The organism is Streptomyces sp. NPDC088254, assembly GCF_044740925.1.
Taxonomy (GTDB): domain Bacteria; phylum Actinomycetota; class Actinomycetes; order Streptomycetales; family Streptomycetaceae; genus Streptomyces.
In genome coordinates this window covers 263465-283583 of sequence record NZ_JBIURQ010000004.1, presented here as the reverse complement: position 1 = coordinate 283583, position 20119 = coordinate 263465, and the positions used below count along the sequence as shown (strand labels likewise).

Genomic DNA, 20119 nt, shown 5'->3' with positions numbered 1-20119 from the left:
CAAGAGATGACGAATTCCGCGACCTCCGGAACCGGACCCGCCGACCGCCCCGGCGGCGCAGGACCCACCGAGAACTCCCTGCGTCGCGCGCTCAAACGTGCCCGGGACGGCGTCGCCCTCGACGTCTCCGAGGCCGCGGTCCTGCTCCAGGCCCGCGGCGCGCACCTGGAAGACCTGGCCGAGTCCGCCGCCCGCGTCCGGGACGCGGGCCTGGAGGCGGCCGGCCGCCCCGGCGTCATCACCTACTCCAAGAGCGTCTTCATCCCCCTCACCCGGCTGTGCCGGGACAAGTGCCACTACTGCACCTTCGTCACCGTCCCCGGCAAGCTCCGCCGCGCCGGGCACGGCATGTTCATGTCCCCGGACGAGGTCCTCGACATCGCCCGCAAGGGCGCGGCCCTCGGCTGCAAGGAAGCCCTGATCACCCTCGGCGACAAGCCGGAGGACCGCTGGCCCGAGGCCCGCGAGTGGCTCGACGCGCACGGCTACGACGACACCATCGCCTACGTCCGCGCCGTCTCCGTCCGCATCCTGGAGGAGACGGGGCTGCTGCCCCACCTCAACCCGGGCGTGATGTCCTGGACCGACTTCCAGCGGCTCAAGCCCGTCGCGCCCAGCATGGGCATGATGCTGGAGACGACCGCGACCCGCCTGTGGTCGGAGCCCGGCGGCCCCCACCACGGCTCCCCGGACAAGGAGCCCGCCGTGCGGCTGCGCGTCCTGGAGGACGCCGGCCGCTCCTCCGTGCCGTTCACCTCCGGCGTCCTCATCGGGATCGGCGAGACCTACGAGGAGCGCGCCGAGTCGCTGTTCGCGCTGCGCAAGGTCTCGCGCGCCTACCACGGCATACAGGAACTGATCATCCAGAACTTCCGCGCCAAGCCGGACACCGCGATGCGCGGCATGCCCGACGCGGAACTCGACGAACTGGTCGCCACCGTCGCCGTCGCCCGGCACATCATGGGCCCGAGCGCCTGTCTCCAGGCGCCGCCCAACCTCGTCGACTCCGAGTACGAACGCCTCATCGGCGCCGGCATCGACGACTGGGGCGGCGTCTCGCCCCTCACCATCGACCACGTCAACCCCGAACGCCCCTGGCCGCAGATCGAGGAGCTCGCCGCGAAGTCGGAGGCCGCCGGCTTCACCCTGCGCGAACGGCTGTGCGTCTACCCGGAGTTCGTCCAGCGCGGCGAGCCCTGGCTGGACCCGCGGCTGCGGCCGCACGTACGGGCGCTGGCCGACCCCGAGACCGGGCTCGCCCGTCCGGACGCCGTCGTCGAAGGGCTCCCGTGGCAGGAGCCGGAGGAGGCCTTCGAGGCGTCCGGCCGCACCGACCTGCACCGCACCATCGACACCGACGGCCGCACCTCCGACCGGCGTGACGACTTCGACGAGGTCTACGGCGACTGGGCCGCCCTGCGCGAGGCCGCCGCCCCCGGCATGGTCCCGCAGCGCATCGACACCGACGTACGGCAGGCGCTGGCGACGGCGGCCGACGACCCGACCCGGCTCACCGACGAGGAGGCCCTCGCCCTCCTGCACGCGGACGGCCCCGCCCTGGACGCCCTGTGCCAAGTCGCCGACGACGTACGCAAGTCGGCGGTAGGCGACGACGTCACCTACATCGTCACCCGCAACATCAACTTCACCAACGTCTGCTACACCGGCTGCCGTTTCTGCGCCTTCGCGCAGCGCCGCACCGACGCCGACGCCTACACCCTCTCCCTGGAGCAGGTCGCCGACCGCGCCCGGCAGGCCTGGGACGTGGGCGCGGTGGAGGTCTGCATGCAGGGCGGCATCCACCCCGACCTGCCCGGCACCGCCTACTTCGACATCGCCAAGGCGGTCAAGGAACGCGTCCCCGGCATGCATGTGCACGCCTTCTCGCCGATGGAGGTCGTCAACGGAGCGACCCGCACCGGCATGTCGATCCGCGAGTGGCTGACGGCGGCGAAGGAGGCCGGCCTCGACTCCGTCCCCGGCACGGCCGCCGAGATCCTCGACGACGAGGTGCGCTGGATCCTGACCAAGGGCAAGCTGCCCACGGCGACCTGGATCGAGGTCATCACCACCGCCCACGAACTGGGCATCCGCTCCTCCTCGACGATGATGTACGGCCACGTCGACCAGCCGCGGCACTGGCTCGGCCATCTGCGCACCCTGGCCGGGATCCAGCAACGCACCGGCGGCTTCACGGAGTTCGTGACGCTCCCCTTCATCCACACCAACGCCCCGGTCTACCTCGCGGGCATCGCCCGCCCCGGACCGACGACACGGGACAACCGGGCGGTCACCGCGATGGCCCGCCTCCTGCTGCACCCCTGGATCCCCAACATCCAGACCAGCTGGGTCAAGCTGGGCACGGAGGGCGCGGCCGAGATGCTCCGCTCCGGGGCGAACGACCTCGGCGGCACGCTGATGGAGGAGACCATCTCCCGGATGGCGGGCTCCTCCTACGGCTCCTACAAGTCGGTCAAGGACCTGATCGCCGTCGCCGACGCGGCCGGCCGCCCCTCCCGGCCCCGCACCACCCTGTACGGCGAGGTCCCCGAGGAACGACAGCGCGCGGCCACCGCCTCGGACGGCCATCTGCCCGAACTGCTCCCGGTGTTGGACTGAGACTCCCTCCGTGCAGGCAGCGCGATCCGACGCCGGGCCGGGCATGGTCCCGGCGTCGGATCGCGGGCCGGGGGACGGGAACCGGCGGCCGGGGGACGGGAACCCGGGGGCAGGAACCGCACAGTACGATGATCGGGCCCCGGAGGACGGGGCCCCGTATCTGAGGAGATGTGCCCGTGGCTGCCCGACGGCTTCCCTCGTGGGCCTGGGTCACCGGTCTCACGGCCGGCGCGATCGTCGCCGTCGGCGCGCTGACGCTGCAGGCCGACAAGGGGGAGCGGCCGGCGGTGACGGCGGACAAGCCCTCCGCGTCGGCCTCCGCGAGCCCCCGGCCCCCGGCGCCCGCGCCGTCCGCCCCGGCGAAGGCCGCCGTGCCCGAGGACTCCGGCACGGGCCGCCGTATCGTCTACTCCCTCCAGCAGCGCCGCGTCTGGCTGGTCGACGCCGACGACGCGGCCCGCCGCACCTTCCTCGTCTGGCCGGGCACCGTCGACCCCGACCCCGGCAACTACACGATCTCCCTGCGCAAGGACGCAACCACCGGCTCCGACGGTGTCGAGATCGAGCACATCGTGTACTTCACCGTGAAGTCCGGCGTGAACGTCGCTTTCTCCAACGCCGTCGACGGCGCGTCCCCGAACCCGGCCGCCGGCGCCCAGACCGGCGGCATCCGCATGGCCAAGGCCGACGGCTCGGCCCTGTGGGCGTTCGGCGCGACGGGCACGAAGGTGCGCGTCGTCAACTGAGCGCGTCGGCGACCCCGCCCGTCCGTGACAGGCGGTCCCCGGTCGTGCCGGGCAGGCCTCCTCTGCCGCTCCGGCCTCGTTCGATTACAGTGGCGAACGTCGTACGTACGGACGGTGCCGGGAGGACTTGGTGGGTGCGACAGCCGGCCCGGTCTGGGGCCGTACCGAACAGCAGGACTTCCGCAGCCGGGTGCGCGGCACGCTGCTGGGCGCCGCCGTCGGGGACGCCCTCGGCGCGCCCGTCGACCGGCTCGGCCTGGAGGAGATCCGGCAGACCCACGGCCCCGAGGCCGTCGTCGACCTCGCCCCCGTCCACGGCCGTCGCGGCGCCGTCACCCACCTCACCCAGCTCAGCCTGTTCACCGTGGACGGCCTGATCCGCGCCCAGGTCCGTCGGGACACCGGCGCCTGGTACCCGCCGACCGACCTGCACCGCGCCTACCTCAGATGGGCGGCCACCCAGCGCGACTGGGGCCCCGACCTGCGCCGCAAGGAGGACGGCTGGCTGGCCCACGAGGAGTGGCTGTACGTCCGCCGGGACCCGCCCCGCGCGCTGCTCCTCGGGCTCGGCGACGAGGTGATGGGCACTCTGGAGGCGCCCAAGAACCCCGACGAGACGGGCCCCGAGGCAGCCGCCCGGTCGGCGCCCTTCGGGCTGCTGGTCGGCTGGGAGCCGCAGCTCGTCGCCCAGCTCGCCGTCGAGTGCGCGGCCCAGACCCACGGCCACCCGGTTGCGTACCTCTCCGCGGGCGCGTACGCCGTGACCGTGCACGCCCTCGCCCGCGGCGACAGTCTCGACGGCGCGGTGCAGCGGGCGCTCGCCGTGCTGGCCGCCCGCCCCGGGCACGAGCCGGTGTCGGAGGCGCTGCAGCGCGCGCTCGGCGCGGTGCGGCAGGGGATGCCCGGCCCGGCGCGGGTGGCGGAGCTGGCGGGGGAGGGGACGGCGGCGGGACTGCTGTCGGCGGCCGTGTACTGCGCCCTCGTCGCGGAGGACGTACGGCACGGGCTGCGCCTCGCGGTGAACCACGGCGCCCGCTCGGCCCCGGCCGGCGCGCTGACCGGCGGGCTGCTCGGCGCGCTGCACGGCGAGACGGCCCTCCCGCCGGCCTGGGTGGCCGAGCTGGAGGGCCGTCCGACGATGCTGGAACTGTGCGACGACTTCGCGATGGAGATGACGCAGGGGCCGGCCCTGCACAGCCCTGCGGGGGCTTCCGCCGCCTGGTTGGCGCGGTATCCCCGGGGCGGGGTGGACTGAGACTCGTCGAGGTCGGCGGGTCTCGTCCTCAAGCCCCGGACGGACTGGAGGTGCGGGCCGCCCTCTCGGACTCCGCCGCAGCGCCCGTGTCGCCCCCGTCGCCGTTGACGCGGTCGATGATCGCCAGACGTTCCGGGGTGTCCTCCGGCTTCAGGTAGCCGATCAGGATGTAGAGGACCAGGGAGACGGCCAGCGGCACCGAGACCTGGTACTGGAGGGGCACGCCGCCCTCGACGTTCCAGTTGATCGGGTAGTTGACCAGCCAGAAGGCGAGCAGGCCCATCGACCAGCTCGTCAGGGCCGCCGTCGGGCCGGAGCGCCGGAACGGGCGCAGCAGGCCGAGCATCATCGGGATCGCCATCGGGCCCATCAGCCCGGCCACCCACTTGATCACCACGGTGATGATGTCCTTGAACGTGGGCGAGTTGACCTGGGTCGCCGCCGCCATGGACAGCCCGAGGAAGACGACCGTGGCGATCCGCGCCACCCGCAGGCCCTGACCCTCGCTCCAGGTGCGCGCCCTGCGCCACACCACCGGCGCGCAGTCCCGGGTGAACACGGCGGCGATGGCGTTGGCGTCGGAGGAGCACATGGCCATCGTGTGCGAGAAGAAGCCGACGATGACGAGGCCCAACAGACCGTGCGGCAGGAGCTGTTCGGTCATCAGGGCGTAGGAGTCGGAGCCGTTCGGCTTCTGCGACTTCACCAGCAGCGGTGACATCCACATGGGGAAGAACAGCACCAGCGGCCACACCAGCCACAGCACCGCCGACAGTCGCGCCGAGCGGGCGGCCTCCCGCGGGGTGGCGGTGGCCATGTACCGCTGGGCCTGGTTGAGCATGCCGCCGTTGTACTCGAAGAGCTTGATGAACAGGAACGCCAGCAGGAAGACCACGCCGTAGTCGCCGACCAGCGGCTCCGCGTGGCCCTTCATGGCCGGCTCGTCCCACGCGCTGACCGGCCCGAGGCCCTTGTCGTCGAGTTCGGCCAGAACCGCGACGAACATCGCGACACCCGCGAGGAGTTGGATGACGAACTGCCCCAACTCGGTCAGCGCGTCCGCCCACAGTCCGCCGATCGTGCAGTACACGGCCGTGATGCCGCCGGTGATCAGGATTCCCTGGTTGAGGGAGATGCCGGTGAAGACGGACAACAGGGTCGCGATGGCGGCCCACTTGGCGCCCACGTCCACGATCTTCAGCAGCATCCCGGACCAGGCGAGCGCCTGCTGCGTCTTCAGGTCGTAGCGGTTCTTCAGGTACTCCAGCGGGGAGGCGACATGGAGACGCGAGCGCAGCCGGTTGATGCGCGGCGCGAAGAGCTTGGACCCGATGGCGATGCCGATCGCGATGGGGAAGGACCAGGTGACGAAGGAGGTGACGCCGTAGGTGTAGGCGATCCCGGCGTACCCGGTGAACATGACCGCGCTGTAGCCCGACATGTGGTGCGAGATGCCCGACAGCCACCACGGCATCCTGCCGCCCGCGGTGAAGAAGTCGCTGACGTCGTCCACGCGTTTGTGGGACCAGACGCCGATGGCGACCATCACGCCGAAGTAGCCGATGAGCACGGTCCAGTCGAGACCGTTCATGTGCGCCCTCCCAGGGATCAGCCCGGCGCTCATCGTGGGCGCTGTCGCGTGAACACGACAAGTAACCGTAAGGTCAAAGGGAGGTAAAAATATTCGTCATGCTGTCCGATGTTCACTTACATGAACCTGTGGAGAGGGCTCACCGGCAGCCCGCCGCAAGGCCCACCCCAGGGCTCACCGCATCAGCTCGCCCGCGTTGACCAGCAGCGACTGCCCGGTGATCGCCCGAGCCCGGTCCGACGCCAGGAACACCGCCGCGTCCGCCACATCCGCGTCCGTGGCCAGCTCCGGCAGCGCCATCCGCTCCGCCAGCCGCCCGAGCACCACCTCCTCGGCCACCCCCTCCGTCGCCGCCGTGAACTGCACGTACGCCCGCACCGGCGGCCCCCACATCCAGCCCGGCAGCACGGTGTTGACCCGGATCCGGGACGGCCCCAGCTCCCGCGCCAACGAGTACATCGCGCTGGTCAGCGCCCCCTTCGACGCCGCGTACGCCGCCTGGCGCACCTGCGAGGGCGCGGCCACCGCCGACTGCGTCCCGATGAACACCACCGAACCGCCCCGCGCCCGCAGCCCGTCAAGGCATGCCCGCGTCATCCGCAGCGACCCCAGCAGGTTCACGTCGATGACCGACTGCCAGGTCGCGAAGTCCGCGTCCTCCAGCCCGCCGAAGTAGGAGTCCCAGGCCGCCACGTGCACCACGGCGTCGATGCCGCCGAACCGCTCCACCGCGAGCCCCGCCAGCGCCGCGCACTGCTCCTCGTCGGTGACGTCCGTCGCCCGGTACGCGGTGTGCGTCCCGTCCGGGTCGATCTCCGCCGCGCTCTTGGCGAGGTTCGCCTCCGTGCGTGCCCCCAGCACCGCGGCGCCGCCGTCCCGTACGACCGCGGCGGCGACCTGGTGGCCGAGCCCGGCGCCGACTCCCGAGACGACGACGGTCTTGCCGGTGAGCAGGGGCATCGGGACCTCCCGGGTCTGGGGCGTGTTTCGAAAGTCCCGCCTGCCCGGCGGGCGGACGACGCTACTTTCGGAACGCGCCCTGGCGCATCACCTGACGGGGCGTCAGAGTATGGGCGACCGCAGGAGGACGGAAGAGGACGGAAGGGAACGCCATGAGCGAGGAGACCCGCAGCGACGAGACCCACAGCGAGACCTACGCCGAACTGGCCGCCGTCGGCCCCTACGGGGTCCACCCCGGCCACGCCCTGATCACCATGGTCGAACCCCATCCCGGCCATGAGTACGCCTACAACCGCTGGTACGAGGACGACCACTACTACGCCGGCGCGATGGCCATGCCCTGGATGTACGCGGGCCGCCGCTGGGTCGCCACCCGCGACCTCCAGCTCCTGCGCGCCCCCGAGAAGTCGGCGATCGCCCAGCCCGTCACCGCCGGCTGCTACCTCTCCACCTACTGGATCACCGACGGCCGCTACGACGACCACATGCGCTGGACGGTCGCCATCAACAAACGCCTCAACCGCGACGCCCGCGTCTACCGCGACCGCACCCACGTCTTCACCGCGTTCCAGGACCACGAGACAACCGTCTACCGCGACGGTGCGGCCGGCCCCCGCGACTTCCACGCCCTCGACCACCCCTACGCCGGACTGGTCCTCCAGGTCGTCGACGCCGACACCCCCGAGCAGCGCCCCGCCCTCCTGGACTGGCTGCGCACCCGCCTGCTCCCCCGGCGTCTCGCCGGCTCACCGACGGCGATGGTGACCGTCTTCCGCCCGACCCCCCTGCCCGGCGACCGCATGACGTACGTCAAGCAGGTCGAGGGCGTCGGCACCCGGCTGACCCTGCTGTGGTTCCTGCAGAGCGACCCAAGGGACTGCTGGGACGCCCACTTCGCCGACCTGGAGACGGCGGTGGGGGAGTCGGGCCTCGGACGGCTGGAACTGCTGGCACCCTTCATCCCGACGATCCCGGGCACGGACACCCACGTGGCCGACCTGCGCTGACCGGCCCCGGGCGGCGACGCCCACTCCGGCCGCCGTCACCGGGACGGGAACGTCACCGCATCTCGTCCGGGCACGGTGTCCCCCGGGGCAGCTCGTACGGCGCGGCAAGGCGATACGTCCCCGCCCGGGGAGCGACCAGCATCGTCCACTTGTCGCCCTCCCCGTCCTCCTCGGTCTCGAAGAGGCACCCGTTGAGGTTGTCGTACGTCTTGGCCTCGCCCTCGGAGCGGTCCTTGGACGCCTGGGTCTCCTGCGGCGGCTCCAGCTTCTCGCCCTCCGCGTCGACGATGCTCAGCCACGGCGAGTACGGGATCTTGATCAGCACCCGCCCGGCCTTCCGCACGTCCACCGTCAGCTCACCCTGCGCCGCCCGCTGCACGACGGCGTTCGGCTCCGCGAGGGACGCGGGGTCCTTCACCCGGAACAGCTGCCAGTTGGCGTCGCCCCAGATCTGCTCCAGGAACGGCAGCCCGCGCTGCAACAGCGCACGCTCCCGCTGCCCGCCGTCCCCGTCGGGCTCGTCCTTCGGCAGGACCACGAAGTGCACGGCCCACCGCTGGAGCCACTGGTGGTAGTTCGCGGAGTTGAGGGTGTCGTCGTAGAAGAGGGGGTTGCGCTTCATGTCGGCCTGGCGGTTCCAGCCGCGGGCCAGGTTCACGTACGGCGCGAGCGCGGACGCCTCGCGGTGCGAGCGGGCCGGCACGACCTCCACCCGGCCACGCTCGGCGCCGACCTCCTGGAGTTCGTTGACCAGCGGCGCCAGCTCACGTGCCCAGGACGCCCTCGGCGTCGTGTGGATGATGTCGTCGACCGTCTTGAAGCCGACGAAGCCGACGAACACGGCCGTGGTCAGCACGATCGCGTACCACTTGCGGGTCTTCGGAGCCGCGAACGGCAGCGCCGCCATCAGCACCACACCCGCGAACAGCATCGGCAGCCGCGTGATGTTCGAGCCGATCTGCGAGCTCACGATCCACACCATGAGCACCGCGGTCCCGTACACCGCCGCCGTGATCCGCACGGTCGTCCAGTCCTGCGGGACGGCGATGTAGACCACCACCGAGAACAGGATCGGCAGCACGGTCGAGCCGAACAGCATCGGCTGGGTTCCGGAGAACGGGAACAGCCACGCGGACAGCGCCACGACCACCGCCGGGGCGAGGCCCAGCGCCCACGCGCCAGGCCGCCGCTTCTGCAGGAACATCGCGACGGCGACCAGCCCCACGAACAGGCCCGCCACCGGCGACCCCATCGTGGCCAGCGCGGCCAGCGGCGCGGCGCACAGAGCCTTGGCCCACCGCTTGTAGCGCCAGCGGTGCGGCCAGCAGAACACGACGGCGACCGCGCCGAGCGCGAACATGGTGCCGAGCCCGAAGGTGACCCGCCCCGAGATCGCGTTGCACAGCAGCCCGAACACGCCCGCCAGCGCCGGCGGCAGGGGGTCCCGCACCGGCCGGCAGCGCAGCAGGATCAGCGTCAGCAGCCCCGCCGAGATCGTCCCGGCGATCATCATCGTCGTACGGACGCCGAGCACGGACATCAGATACGGCGACACCACGCTGTACGACACCGGGTGCATGCCGCCGTACCAGGCGAGGTTGTACGCGGAATCGGGGTGCCGGCCGACGAACTCGGCCCACGCGTCCTGCGCCGCCAGGTCCCCGCCGCTGTTCGCGAACGTGAAGAACCAGATGACGTGGAGGAGACCGGACAGCAGGGTGACGGACAGCACGAGATGCCGCCGGCACCAGGCGCGCGCCCGCTCGGCGACGCCGCCCGGAGCGGGGGTGGGCTCGGGGGCGGTCTCCTGCGGGGCGGCGGTGGTGTTCCGCGGGCCGGCAGGCTCGGCGTCGGGTTTCACGGGGTCACCGGATGCGAGGTCGTCGTCGCGGGCGTCTGAGGCGTCTGAGGCGTCTGGGGCAGCGGGGGCCGGGCGGGCGTCACGGTCGTGGTCGCCCGCCTGCGGCGCGGGCAAGCGCACCCGTGTGTCGTCGGCGCGTCTCGGCTCCGCAGTGGCCACCTGAAGGCACTCCCCGTGTCCCGTCTTCCCGTCCTCGGTCGCGTCGCGTTCGCGCTCGCTGCACGGCCGCGTCGCCACGACCGCCGACCTGTCCCGGTTCGGGACGCTAGCACGCACCGTTCCTGATGACTGAGCGGGAGTGAGTCCTGGTGCCAGGACTCACGCTCAGCCGCGTGCCCCGAACGATTGTGGGCACACTGGTCCCCCGCTTTCGCTCCGCATCCGGCACGCACGGATCGTGTCCGTGGTCCGGTGATGCGGAGGCGGGTTTCCGCACGCTCCCGGGTGCCCGCTGCGGCCTGGACGGTCCGATGCCCCTCCGCATCGCGCCGGTGCGGAGGGGGCGGTGCCGTCCTCCCCCAGTGCCTTAAGGGCCTTGGGAGGTACCCCCAGCCGGATCCGGTGTCCCAGGGCGCGCCTTCCGATCGCCACGGCGGCGGCCTCGTGGCGGGTGGTGGTGCGGGTCGTGCTGGTGAGGGGTATCTGCCAGTGTTGGGCGCCGGTGATCAGCACCCCGCCGGGCGGCTGCCCGGCGGGGTGCGTGAGGGGACTGTGAGCGGTGCGGGGCTCAGCTGACGCGGGTCAGCTTGTCCAGGAAGCCAGGCTCGGCCAGCTCCGACTGGAGCGCGACCGGAACCTTGACGGCCCCGCTGACCCCGTCGCCGACGGTGAGCGTGCCCACCTGGGTGCCCGCCTTCGCCGTGTGCGGAACCTCACCGGGGGCGAACGACAGCTTCACCGTCAGCCCGGCCCAGCCGACCGCCGAGACGTCCTCGGTCGCCACGACGGGAGTGTGGTGCCCCATCCTGTCGTCCACGTACCCGACGACGTCGCCCTTCTTGAGGATCTTCGCCGAGGTCATCGCGTCCTGGGCGGCGAGCAGCGCGGTCTTGCTGACCGCGTTGACCGTGTCGATGATCGGCGCGGTGTGCTGGCCGAGGACCGCGCCCACCAGGGTGACGGTCTTGCCGCCGGCTTCCTTGGTCGCGGCGAACAGCAGGTTGCCGCCGGCCTTGCTGGTGGAGCCGGTCTTCAGGCCGATGGCGTTGTTGTAAGGCACGAGCGTGTTGTAGTTGCGCCACTCCTTGCCGGTCGGGTCGAACCACTTCGGCAGTTTGGTGATCTCCACCAGGGCGGGGATCTTCACCAGCTCGTTGCCGAGCTTCACCTGGTCCGCGGCCGTGGAGACGGTGGTCTCCTTCAGCCCCGAGGCGTCGGTGTACGTCGTGTTCGTCATCCCCAGCTGCTTGGCGGTGGCGTTCATCTTGGCGATGAAGGCCGCCTCGTTGCCCGCGTCCCAACGGGCCAGCAGCCGGGCGATGTTGTTCGCCGAGGGGATCATCACGGCCGACAGGGCCTGACGCAGGGTGAGCTTGTCGCCCGCCTTGACGGTGTTGAGGGTGGACTCGCCGCCGCTGACGTCGTAGCCGCCCTCCTTCTCGGCGGTGGGGTCGACGGTGATGGCCGGCCCCTCCTCGCCCGACTTCAGCGTGTGGTCCTTGAGCACGACGTACGCCGTCATCGCCTTCGCCACCGAGCCGATGGCCACGGGCTTCTGGTCGCCGAAGCTGCTCATGGTGCCGATGCCGGTGACGTCCATCGAGCCCTGGCCGTCCGCGGGCCACGGCAGCGTGAGCTTGCCGCCCTCGAAGGTGTACGTCTCCTTCGCGGTGAGAGCCAGCGCGGGTGCCGGGAGCGGCCGTACGGCCTGCGCGATCGCAAACACGATCACCAGCAGCACGAACAGCGGCGTCCAGATCTTGACCCGGCGGCCCAGCGTGCGCAGCGGAGTGGGCGGGGGCGGCGGGGTGTTGGTCAGCTCGGCCAGCAGGTCCAGCGGCGGCTTGGGCGGCAGCGGCTGCTGGGTGGTGCGCTCGGGGCCGATCTGCGGCACGACGGCGGTGGCGTCGGCGGCCGGCTTCGCGGGCTTCGAGGGCTCGGTGGTCGGCTGCGGGGACGGCTTGGCGGCCGGCTTGGTTTCAGGCTTGGCGGTCGTCTTGGCGCCGGGCTCGGCCGGTGCGGGCGTCGGCTCGGCCGGGGCGGCGGTCGGCGGCTTGCGGGTGGAGGGGTCGTCGAGGGGCTTGAGCGCGACGAATTTGCTGGTGCGCTCGGGGGCGGGGGTGGGGTCGGGCTCCGCCTCGCCGTCGGCGGCCTTCGCCTTGTCGTCGGCCTTCGGCTTGTCGGCGTCGGCCTTCGGCTTGTCGGTGGCCGGCTTCTTCGCGTCCTTCTTCGCCCCGGACACGGGCTCGGTGGCGTCGCCGCCGAGCTTCAGCATCGTGGTGGGCTGGTCCACGGCGGGCTTGGCGGACGGCATCTTGAAGATGGCGGTGGGCTGGTCGACGGGGGCGTCGGTGTCGGCGTCCTCGTCGTCCTCGGCGGCCTTGGGGGACTTGGCGTCCTTGGCTTCCGTGTCGTTCGCGGGGGCGTCGTCGGCCTTGCCGGCTTCGGGCTCGTCGTCCTCGGCGGTGTCCTCCTCGGAGGTCTCGCCGCCCTTGGGAGCCTCGTCCTCGGGGGCGTCGCCCGCCTCGTCCTCGGCCTTGGCGTCGTCCTTCGCGGCCCACTTGGGCGCGGACTTGGCGACGGGCTTCGCCCCGGAGTCCTTCTCGGACTCCTCCTCGGCCCCGGAATCCCTCCGGGCCGCGGACGACCCCTCGGTCTCGTCCGAGTCCTTCGCGTCCTTCGTGCTCTCCGGGGCCTCGGCCGTCTCCTCGTCCGCGGAGGCCACCCACTGGGCCACCGCGGCCCGCAGACGCCCGTCGCCGCTCCCCGAGCCGCCGGAGGCGCCGTCGGAGGCGTCGGCCTTCTCCGTGGAGCCCTCGGCCGCCTCTGAGGCCTCCTCAGCGCTCTCCTCGGGCTCGCCCCGCTCCTCCTGCCCGTCCTCGTCGGTCTTCAGCTCGCGGACGGAGAACACCCTTGTCGCCGTGTCCACACCCCCGCGTGCCGCACTCGACGAACTCGACGCCTCGCCGTCACGTGCCGCCGCGACCCTGGGATCCCGAGCTTCGGGAACCGCGCCGGCGCTCCCCGACGTCGGTTCTGCCGACGACTCGCGCTGCTTCGACTTCGACTTGTCGGGGGACTCGCCCGCCACCGATGCCTCCTCATGTGCCGCACGCCCACCGCGCGCGCCTGCCGAACCGTGAACCGCCGCCCGTGACAGTGCCGTACGCGCTGTCCGAACCATCTACCAGTGTCCTGGGTAGTGACCTTGGCTCCTGCGGTAGACGAGAACGACATACCTACTGGTTCCACTACGAACCGGTCACGCACCCTCGACAGATGAATGTGAGAGGGGTCACCCTGTCATTCATCCACGCGGGGAGGCATGGATGGGCAGGAGCCGCAGAACACTTCCGGAGGAGCTTCTGCTGCTGGCATTGGACCCGACCACGGGTACCACTGCGCAGCCGCAGTCGCTCGACCTTGGTCTGGCCGGAGCGCAGCTAGTGGAGCTGGCGCTGGCCGGACGGATAGCCCCAGACGGGGATCGTATCGCCGTGGTGTCCCCACGGCCGACTGGAGATCCGACTCTGGACTGCGCGTTGGAGTTGCTGCGAAGGCGCGGCGCTCCCGTACGGGCCGTCCACTGGATCGGCGGACCCCGGCTGGGGCTCCGTCAGACCTACCTCTCGCATCTGGAGCGGTGCGGCATGGTGCATGCCGTGGCGGGCCAGATGTGCGGAGTGCTGCCGACGACTCGCTACCAGGCGACCGACACGGCGATCAGCCGGGAGATCAGGGCCCGGCTGGACTCCGCGATCCGCACCGGCGTGCCGCCGGACCCGCGGACCGCGGCGCTCGCCGCGCTGGCGCACGCGGTCGGTCTCGGCAAGCACCTGTACCCGGGCAACGAGGGACGCTCGTCCCGCTCCCGGCTGCGGGACCTGATCAGGCACGACCCCATGGGCGGCCTCGTGGCGCACGCCGTGATGGACGTTCAGAACGGCGCGGCGGCCCAGCCGCGCCGGAGCCCGGCCCAGGCCGGCCGTCAGGCCGGACCGGGAGCGAGGACGGCCCCGGAGCCCGCCCGTGGCGTTCCGGTGCAGCCTCATCGAAGCGCCATGGCACGCGTCGTGGCCCACTGAGCACACCTTTGAGGGACGGCTGACGGGGACCCCTTCACCCCCGTGAGACCCGTAGCACCCGTAGTACCCGTGCGATGCGCACGACCCGTAAGACCCGTTCGGGAGCCGCCGCGGCCCGCGCGGGGCGGTGACGCCGTACGTCCGTCAGCAGGGACGTCCTTCGGTGTCGCCGTCCCGCGCGGACGCATGTCCGGGGCAGGCGATCGCATATCCACCGTTTTCCAGCGGTGGAAAGCACCTTGGTGGCAGTCTGCTCAACAGCAGATACGCAAAGTGTCAGATACAGGCATGCAGCCGGAGGTGCACGTCCCGTGGCGTCGAATGTCAATCCCACCGTCCGGCGGCGCCGGCTGGGCCAGGAGTTGCGCAAGCTCCGCGAGGACAAGGGCATGACGGCGGAACAGGTCGCCGACCGCCTGCTCGTGTCGCAGTCGAAGATCAGCCGTCTGGAGAACGGCCGGCGCAGCATCAGCCAACGTGACGTCCGCGATCTGTGCGGGGTCTACGAGGTCGAGGACCAGCGGATGGTCGACTCGCTGATGGAGATGGCGAAGGACTCCCGTCAGCAGGGCTGGTGGCACGCCTTCGGGGACGTCCCCTACAGCGTCTACATCGGCCTGGAGACCGACGCGGCGAGCCTGCGCGTGTACGACCCGCAGGTGGTGCCCGGCCTGCTGCAGACCCGGCAGTACGCCGAGACGCTGATCGCCGGCGCGCTGCCGGAGACCGCGCCGGCCGAGATCGACAAGCGGGTGCAGGTGCGGATGCGCCGTCAGGAACGCATCAGCGCCGAGGAGAACCCGCTGCGGCTGTGGACGGTGATGGACGAGGCGGCGCTGCGTCGTGTCGTGGGCGGCAGGTCCCTGATGCGGGATCAGCTGGAGTATCTCGTCGAGCAGTCCCAACTGCCGCACGTCACCGTGCAGGTGATCCCCTTCGACATGGGCGCGCACCCGGGCCTGAACGGCCAGTACGCGATCCTGGAGTTCCCCGACGCGTCCGACTCCAGCGTCGTCTACATCGAGGGAGTCACCAGCGATCTGTACCTGGAGAAGCCGAACGACGTCCAGAAGTACAGCGTGATGTACGAGCATCTGCGGGCGCAGGCGCTGAACGTGGAGCAGTCCCGGCAGTTCATCTCGCGGATCGCCAAGGAGTACGCCCAGTAGTGCCGTTGGCGGCCGCTGAGAGGCCGTCGGGTGTGGAAGGTGCCGCAGAGTACACCCGACCCAACCGGGACGGAAGACTCATCTGGAATATGCCATCCGGTCGAGTGAATAGTCGCTTCGTACGTCGATGTCGGCGAGTAGCGTCGATCACGCCATCGGGCAACGCCGTTGGCGGAAACCGTTCCTGGGCTCGCGTTCCTGCCCGGGGCGGCGACACAGCAACTCATCACACCGGCAATCCGGAGCAAAAAAATGGCAATTCGTCAGGGTGCCACGGACACGTGGACCAAGTCCTCCTACTCCACCGGCAACGGCGCGTGCGTCGAGATCAAGTCGCCGGTCGTCGCGGCCATGGCCGTTCGGGACTCCAAGGTCGAGAACGGGCCCGTGCTGGACTTCCCCGCCACCGCGTGGAACGTCTTCGTCGCCTCGGTCAAGGCGTAGTCTCCGGTCACGGCTCAGGGGGAGGACAGGTCCTGAACTCCTCGCTCAGTGCCGCGACCGGCCAAGCCCTCTCGACGAGCTCGCCGTCCTTGCCGAGGGGGCTCGGCTTGCGCCCTGGCGCACTCGGGAATCCCGGCCCGGGGATTCTCAGCCCAGGTGCTTCTCGACAGCGGCGACGACCTCGGCGGACTCCGGCTCGGTCTGCGGCGAGAAACGGGCCACGACTGTGCCGTCCCGCCCGATGAGGAACTTCTCGAAGTTCCACCGGATGTCGCCGGAGTGGCCCTCGGCGTCGGCGAAGCCGACGAGCCGCTCGTAGAGGGGGTGCCGGCCGTCCCCGTTCACCTCGACCTTCTCGGTCAGCGGGAAGGTCACGCCGTACGTGGCGGAGCAGAACTCGGCGATCTCCTCGGCGGAGCCCGGCTCCTGCCCGAGGAACTGGTTGCAGGGCACCCCGAGCACGGTGAAGCCCTGCTCGGCGTACCGCTCCTGGAGCCGCTCCAGCCCCGTGTACTGCGGCGTCAGACCGCAGTTGGACGCGACGTTCACCACCAGCACGACCTGCCCGGCATACCGCGAGAGCTCAGCGCCGCCTCCCTTGAGCGCACCGATCTCCACGTCGAGGGGCGAACCAACAGCATCAGTAGTCATGCCCGCGATGCTAAACGCTCCGCTGCCTCAACCCTGCCCCTCACCCGGGCGCGGTGCCTGGAAAGCACCGTGCGCCGGTTCGCGGTTGCGCCGAGGGGAGTGCCGCGATGCGTTGTCGGTTCGGCGCTGCGCCGTCGTGGCCGGTCGCGCAGTTCCCCGCGCCCCTTCCCGGTGCTGCCGCACCCGGTGTCCACCCCGCATCACGCCCGGCCCAGGCCGCACACCCGCCCAACCACGCGGGCCCGCCCGGTCCGCCCGACCGCGGGCAGTCGTGCCGCTGGGGCGGCACGGGTGGGCGCGGCGGCACCCCGGCAGCACCGGGCTGCGCGACCCACCCCCCCCCAGCCCCAGCCGACCCGCGCAGCAACTAACCCCCCGCCTCCACCACCGCATCCCCCACCCCCGTCCGGGAGTACAGCACCGACCGTCCCACCCTCCGCCGCTCCACCAGCCCCGCGTCCAGCAGCACCCGCAGATGCCGACCCACCGACCCCAACCCCTGCCCGGTCGACGCGACCAGCTGCGTCGTGGTCAGCGCACCCTCCCCGAGCAGCACCAGGACCATCGCCCGCCCAGCCCCCAGCAGCGCGCTCAGCGCAGGCGTCGCCGCTGCGCCGCCGCAGTCCCCGGCGAGAGCCCCCACGCAGGGATAGACGACGGCATACCGTCCCCGCCCTCCCCGCTCCCCAGCCCCTCCCCGCCCCTCCGCCTCCTCCCACGACACCCACCCCGCGCGCGGAGTCACCGGCACGAACAGCAGCTCCGCGCCGGAGATCTCCCGAGGAGGGTACTCATGCAGGTTCACCTGCAGCCGGCTCTCCCCGAGCCACCGCGTCCCCGGCCGCAACGAATCCAGCACCGAGGCCCACCCGCCCCGACTGACCTGCGCCGTCCGCACCGCGACATCCGCTTCGAGGACTCTGCGCCGCCGCTCCCAGTAGGGCAGTACGGCCGCCTCCCACACGTACTCCAGCAGCGCCGCCGCCCGCTCGGGCAGATCGTCCCGCTCAAGGACGTCCGGCAGCGGTCCCGCGAGGGACATCCGCAGATGCGCCAGGGCGTCCGCCGGCCGCGCCGACCGCACCCTGCCGAGGCCGTCCTCGAAGCTCTCCCCGTCCCTCGGGGTGGGCGTCAGGAAGTCCGCGAGCCAGTACCGCCCGAGCCCCGCCCGCACCAGCCGCGCCGTGACGGGATCGGCGGCTAGCCGCGCCCGGTAACCGGGCAGATGCGCCCGCAGCCAGGCCGTCTCCCCGGGATGAGCGCCCGCCCCGGAGTGCAGCAGCTTCAGACTCGCGAAGGTCTCGGCGAGCGGCGAGATCAGAAACCGGCTCCCGGCGAGCGTGTCGGCGTTCACCTGCCACCACCCCACCCGCCCCACCCCCTCACCTCTGCCACACGGCAAAACGGTCCCGCTCGGAGCCAGGGCTCACGCCCCTCCCACGCCAGGCCCAGCCAAGCCCGACTCCCCACCGCACCCCAACGTTTCGCACCCCGGCGAAACAATAACCACCCCCTCCCGCCCCGCCCGAGACTCCCCGCATGACGCTCAGCGCGACCGGATACCGACCCCTCTTCCGCACCCCGGAGTTCAGCCCCCTCCTCCTGTCCTCAGCCGCCCACACCGCCGCCCAGACCATCGCGGGACTCGCCCTGGGCACCCTCGTCCACCGTGCCACCGGCTCTCCGTTCCTCTCGGCGGTGAGCATGTTCGGGCCGTCCCTCGCCCAGGTCCTCGGTGCGACGCTCCTCCTCTCCGGGGCCGACCGCCTCCCGCCGAGACGTGTCCTGGCCGGCCTCTCCCTGGCCTTCGCCGTCATCACGGCCGTACTCGCCCTGCCGGGGCTGCCGATCGGGGCCGTCTTCGTCGCCGTCCTCGCGCAGGGGCTGGTCGCGGCCCTCGGCGGCGGGGTGCGCTGGGGCCTGCTCAACGAGATCGTCCCCGAGGGCGGCTACCTCGCCGCGCGGTCCGTCTTCAACATGACGCACGGGCTGCTGCAGATCACCGGGTACGCGACCGGCGGCGTCCTCGTCGCCGTCCTCTCCCCACGGCCCGTCCTCCTCCTCGCCGCCCTCCTCCACGCCGGCGCCGCGCTCGTCGCCCGCGTCGGGCTGACCGTCCGCGCACCCCGTGCCGTGGGCCGCCCCTCGGTCGCGCGGACCTGGCGCACCAACGCCCGCCTGTGGTCCTCCCGTCCACGCCGGCTGCTCTATCTCGGCCTGTGGCTGCCCAACGGTCTGATCGTCGGCTGCGAAGCCCTCTTCGTGTCGTACGACCCCGATGCCGCGGGCACGCTGTTCGCGTGCGCGGCGCTGGGCATGCTGGCCGGCGACCTCGCCGTCGGCCGCCTCCTCCCGCCCGCGGTGCGCAGCCGCCTCGCCACCCCGCTCCTGCTGCTCCTGGCCGCCCCGTACGCCGTCTTCGTCCTTCGCCCGCCGCTGCCCGTCGCCGCGGTCACCGTCGCCTTGGCCTCCGTCGGATTCGGCGCGAGCCTCGTCCAGCAGGAACGCCTGATGGCCCTCACCCCGCCCGAACTCGCCGGCCAGGCCCTCGGCTTGCACTCCGCCGGGATGCTCACCCTCCAGGGCGTGAGCGCCGCCCTCGCCGGCGCCGCGGCCCAACTCGCCTCGCCGGGAACGGCGATGACGGCGATGGCGCTCGCGTCGGTCGTGGTGACCCTGACACTGGCCCGGGCGGGATCCCGAGGAGCCGCCGAACTCCGTAGAGTGCGAGGAGAGGGAGACGGGATCCGCCGGGGAGGGGAAGCGGGATGAACAGGACGGAAGGGGCGCCGGTCAGTCCGGAACAGCTGATCGCGGAGGCGCGCAAGGCGTTCTTCACGGTGTTCGCGTTCCTGGCGATCGTCTGGCTGGTGCAACTGGCCAACGCGGCACAGGACTACGGACTCGCCCGTGACTTCGGCGTGTCGTCCGGCGACGTCGGATCGCTGCCCCATGTGCTGTCCGCTCCGTTCCTGCACTGGAGTTGGGCCCACATCGAGAGCAACTCCGGCCCGCTGTTCGTCTTCGGCTTCCTCGCCGCGTACCGCGGCGTCGCCCGCTTCCTCGGGCTCAGCCTGCTGGTCGCCCTCACCAGCGGCACGGCGGTGTGGCTCCTGGAGCAGGGCGACGCGGTGACGGTCGGCGCGAGCGGCCTGGTCTACGGGTACTTCGCCTACGTCGTCGTCCGCGGGCTCTTCGACCGGCACCTGATCGACACCCTGATCGGCCTGGTCATGGCGGCCTCTTTCGCCTACCTGCTCACCACGGCCGTCCCCGGCACGCCCGGCGTGAGCTGGCTCGGCCACCTGGGCGGGCTGGTCGGCGGTCTCGCGGGAGCCTGGCTCTTCCGCGACCGCGACCGCGGCGCCCGCCCCGAGGCCGCCGCCCCGGCACTCGCGACCGGTGCCACCGCCCGCGCCCCGAAGCGCCGCTCCGTGCCGTCGACGCCCGCCGACCACCCCCGCGCGGACCTCCACAGGGAACTGGACGACCTGGGCCTGCTCTGACCGGGCGGGGCCCTCGCAGCCCGTTCGCCGGGCCTTCGCGGCCCCGCCGCTGGTGGCAGGTCCCGA

15 protein-coding genes and 1 pseudogene are annotated in these 20119 nt (G+C 71.9%); 9 read left to right on the top strand and 7 right to left on the bottom strand.

Annotation, left to right across the window (positions count from 1 at the left end; genetic code table 11):
- The first annotated feature begins 6 nt into the window (after positions 1-6).
- The 3 genes from ACIOC0_RS14270 (at position 7) to ACIOC0_RS14260 (ending at position 4620) form a co-directional block, all read left to right on the top strand.
- On the top strand, positions 7-2619 hold the full coding sequence (locus ACIOC0_RS14270; protein WP_402155304.1) for a bifunctional FO biosynthesis protein CofGH: 2613 nt from the start codon (positions 7-9) through the stop codon (positions 2617-2619).
- A 170-nt stretch (positions 2620-2789) separates the two neighbouring features.
- Positions 2790-3365 (top strand): hypothetical protein, encoded by a 576-nt coding sequence (locus tag ACIOC0_RS14265; protein WP_402155303.1) that lies wholly within the window; start codon positions 2790-2792, stop codon positions 3363-3365.
- Between the two features lie 130 nt (positions 3366-3495).
- Positions 3496-4620 (top strand): ADP-ribosylglycohydrolase family protein, encoded by a 1125-nt coding sequence (locus ACIOC0_RS14260; RefSeq protein WP_402155302.1) that lies wholly within the window; start codon positions 3496-3498, stop codon positions 4618-4620.
- Positions 4621-4648: 28 nt separating this feature from the next.
- On the opposite strand, the gene ACIOC0_RS14255 is transcribed toward ACIOC0_RS14260, so the two are convergent.
- Both ACIOC0_RS14255 and ACIOC0_RS14250 read right to left on the bottom strand, forming a co-directional pair.
- Positions 4649-6211 (bottom strand): sodium:solute symporter family protein, encoded by a 1563-nt coding sequence (locus ACIOC0_RS14255; RefSeq protein ID WP_402155301.1) that lies wholly within the window; start codon positions 6209-6211, stop codon positions 4649-4651.
- Positions 6212-6385: 174 nt separating this feature from the next.
- Positions 6386-7171: an SDR family oxidoreductase gene (locus ACIOC0_RS14250; RefSeq protein WP_402155300.1), complete on the bottom strand. Its 786-nt coding sequence runs from the start codon at positions 7169-7171 to the stop codon at positions 6386-6388.
- Positions 7172-7323: 152 nt separating this feature from the next.
- On the opposite strand from ACIOC0_RS14250, the gene ACIOC0_RS14245 reads away from it, so the two are divergent.
- Positions 7324-8178 carry a hypothetical protein gene (locus tag ACIOC0_RS14245; protein WP_402155299.1) on the top strand — a complete coding sequence of 285 codons (855 nt, stop codon included), beginning with the start codon at positions 7324-7326 and terminating at the stop codon, positions 8176-8178.
- A gap of 52 nt (positions 8179-8230) precedes the next feature.
- On the opposite strand, the gene ACIOC0_RS14240 is transcribed toward ACIOC0_RS14245, so the two are convergent.
- From ACIOC0_RS14240 to ACIOC0_RS14230, 3 genes and pseudogenes are all read right to left on the bottom strand, one after another.
- Positions 8231-10198: an MFS transporter gene (locus ACIOC0_RS14240; RefSeq protein ID WP_402155298.1), complete on the bottom strand. Its 1968-nt coding sequence runs from the start codon at positions 10196-10198 to the stop codon at positions 8231-8233.
- A gap of 119 nt (positions 10199-10317) precedes the next feature.
- Positions 10318-10699: pseudogene (locus ACIOC0_RS14235) on the bottom strand (IS200/IS605 family accessory protein TnpB-related protein); the annotation flags it as partial.
- Positions 10700-10766: 67 nt separating this feature from the next.
- Positions 10767-13289: a D-alanyl-D-alanine carboxypeptidase gene (locus ACIOC0_RS14230; RefSeq protein WP_402155297.1), complete on the bottom strand. Its 2523-nt coding sequence runs from the start codon at positions 13287-13289 to the stop codon at positions 10767-10769.
- Positions 13290-13527: 238 nt separating this feature from the next.
- On the opposite strand from ACIOC0_RS14230, the gene ACIOC0_RS14225 reads away from it, so the two are divergent.
- The 3 genes from ACIOC0_RS14225 to ACIOC0_RS14215 all read left to right on the top strand — a co-directional run bounded on the left by ACIOC0_RS14225 (position 13528) and on the right by ACIOC0_RS14215 (position 15896).
- Positions 13528-14283, top strand: coding sequence for a GPP34 family phosphoprotein (locus ACIOC0_RS14225; protein ID WP_351091466.1), 756 nt, complete (start codon positions 13528-13530; stop codon positions 14281-14283).
- A gap of 311 nt (positions 14284-14594) precedes the next feature.
- Positions 14595-15452, top strand: coding sequence for a helix-turn-helix transcriptional regulator (locus tag ACIOC0_RS14220; RefSeq protein ID WP_130442206.1), 858 nt, complete (start codon positions 14595-14597; stop codon positions 15450-15452).
- Between the two features lie 252 nt (positions 15453-15704).
- Positions 15705-15896: a DUF397 domain-containing protein gene (locus ACIOC0_RS14215; protein WP_351091464.1), complete on the top strand. Its 192-nt coding sequence runs from the start codon at positions 15705-15707 to the stop codon at positions 15894-15896.
- Between the two features lie 147 nt (positions 15897-16043).
- On the opposite strand, the gene ACIOC0_RS14210 is transcribed toward ACIOC0_RS14215, so the two are convergent.
- A complete protein-coding gene (locus ACIOC0_RS14210) occupies positions 16044-16547 on the bottom strand; it encodes a glutathione peroxidase (RefSeq protein WP_402155296.1) in 504 nt (167 codons plus the stop codon).
- Between the two features lie 367 nt (positions 16548-16914).
- Positions 16915-17916 (bottom strand): ArsR family transcriptional regulator, encoded by a 1002-nt coding sequence (locus ACIOC0_RS14205; protein ID WP_402155295.1) that lies wholly within the window; start codon positions 17914-17916, stop codon positions 16915-16917.
- 170 nt (positions 17917-18086) lie between these two features.
- Between ACIOC0_RS14205 and ACIOC0_RS14200 the strand changes: the two genes are divergently transcribed.
- On the top strand, positions 18087-19319 hold the full coding sequence (locus ACIOC0_RS14200; RefSeq protein WP_402155294.1) for an MFS transporter: 1233 nt from the start codon (positions 18087-18089) through the stop codon (positions 19317-19319).
- A complete protein-coding gene (locus ACIOC0_RS14195) occupies positions 19316-20053 on the top strand; it encodes a rhomboid family intramembrane serine protease (protein ID WP_402155293.1) in 738 nt (245 codons plus the stop codon). Before ACIOC0_RS14200 ends, ACIOC0_RS14195 begins: the two co-directional genes overlap by 4 nt.
- Positions 20054-20119: the final 66 nt, after the last annotated feature.